1 protein-coding gene is annotated in these 1,465 nt (G+C 75.4%); it reads left to right on the top strand.

The window, feature by feature from the left end; translation table 11 throughout:
• The first annotated feature begins 51 nt into the window (after window positions 1–51).
• Window positions 52–1,206 carry an Mrp/NBP35 family ATP-binding protein gene (locus tag AC2W7A_RS12355; RefSeq protein ID WP_485991604.1) on the top strand — a complete coding sequence of 385 codons (1,155 nt, stop codon included), beginning with the start codon at window positions 52–54 and terminating at the stop codon, window positions 1,204–1,206.
• Window positions 1,207–1,465 lie beyond the last annotated feature (259 nt).

Below are 1,465 nucleotides of genomic sequence, written 5' to 3'. Positions count from 1 at the left end.
TGCGGCCGGGCAGGCCGCGCCGCAGGACCGGCGGGAGGAGGGCACGCAGGCATGAGCGCACCCGAGGTCGCCACCTCCACCCCGACGACGGCGCTCGAGTCCGCCGCGCTGCGCGCCCTGGCCACGGTGCAGGACCCGGAGATCCGCCGCCCGGTCACCGAGCTCGGCATGGTCGCCTCCGTCGTGGAGCCGACCCCCGGCCGGCTCGAGGTCGTCCTGCGGCTCACCATCGCCGGCTGTCCCCTGAAGGGGACGCTGGAGGCGGACGCCCGGGCCGCCGTCGAGGGACTCGAGGGGTGCGCCGAAGCCGAGGTGACGCTGGACGTCATGACGCCCGAGCAGCGGCGTGGGCTGCAGGAGCGGCTGCGTGGCTCCCGCCCCGCCAACCCGTTCCGAGAGGGCACGCTCACCCGGGTGATCGGCGTGGCCTCCGGCAAGGGCGGCGTCGGCAAGTCCACCGTCACCGCGAACCTCGCGGTCGCCCTGGCAGGGCGCGGGCTGACCGTGGGGCTGATCGACGCCGACGTGCACGGCTTCTCCATCCCCGGCCTGCTTGGCACCGACGCCGCCCCGACCCGGGTGGAGGACATGATCCTGCCGCCGGTCGCCCACGGCGTGAAGGTCATCTCCATCGGCATGTTCCTGGACGAGGACCGTCCCGTGGCGTGGCGCGGCCCCATGCTGCACCGGGCTCTCGAGCAGTTCGTCACGGACGTCTACTGGGGCAACCTGGACGTGCTGCTGATCGACCTGCCGCCCGGCACCGGTGACATCGCCATCTCCGCCGCCCAGCTGTTGCCCACCTCCGAGCTGCTCGTGGTCACCACCCCGCAGCACGCCGCCGCCCAGGTGGCCGCCCGTGCCGGTCAGCTGGCGCAGCAGACCGGCCAGCGCGTGGCCGGCGTGGTGGAGAACATGGGTCCCATGACCCTGCCGGACGGCAGCGTCCTGGACGTCTTCGGCGCCGGCGGCGGCCAGGAGGTCGCCGACCGCCTCTCCGCCGTCCTCGAGACCGAGGTGCCGCTGCTGGGAACCGTCCCGCTGGAGCCTGCCGTGCGCTCCGGCGGCGACGACGGTCTGCCCGTGGTCATCGCCGAGGACTCCGCGGCCTCCGCGGCGGCGCGGGCGCTCGAGGAGGTCGCCGCCCGGCTGGCGGTGCGTCCCCGCTCCCTGCGCGGCGTCGGCCTGCCGCTGTCCCCGCGCTGACCCCCGCACGACGAAGGGCCCTCACCGGTCAGGTGAGGCCCTTCGTGCAGGTGGGCGGCCGTCGTCGGGAAGGACGGGGCTGTTCCGGTCAGGTGGCATCTACGTCGAAGGGGGCCGGCGCCTTGCCCAGCAGCTCCAGGGGGTCCGGCTCGGTCTCCAGGTCCTGCACGGGCGCTGCGGAACGGTCGTCCTGGACCATGGCCTCGGCCCGGCCGGAGCCCATCAGGGCCGCGGCCGCACCGCCGGCGACGGCGGCGCC

The sequence above is a fragment of the Micrococcus sp. LASM2_SD2 genome (assembly GCF_057364565.1).
The sequence above is the reverse complement of the archived record's forward strand: the minus strand, read 5'-3'. Positions and strand labels throughout refer to the sequence as shown.

Excerpts from the sequence above, each read along its gene's own strand:
- AC2W7A_RS12355 (WP_485991604.1), top strand. The coding sequence starts at position 52 with ATGAGCGCACCCGAGGTCGCCACCTCCACCCCGACGACGGCGCTCGAG.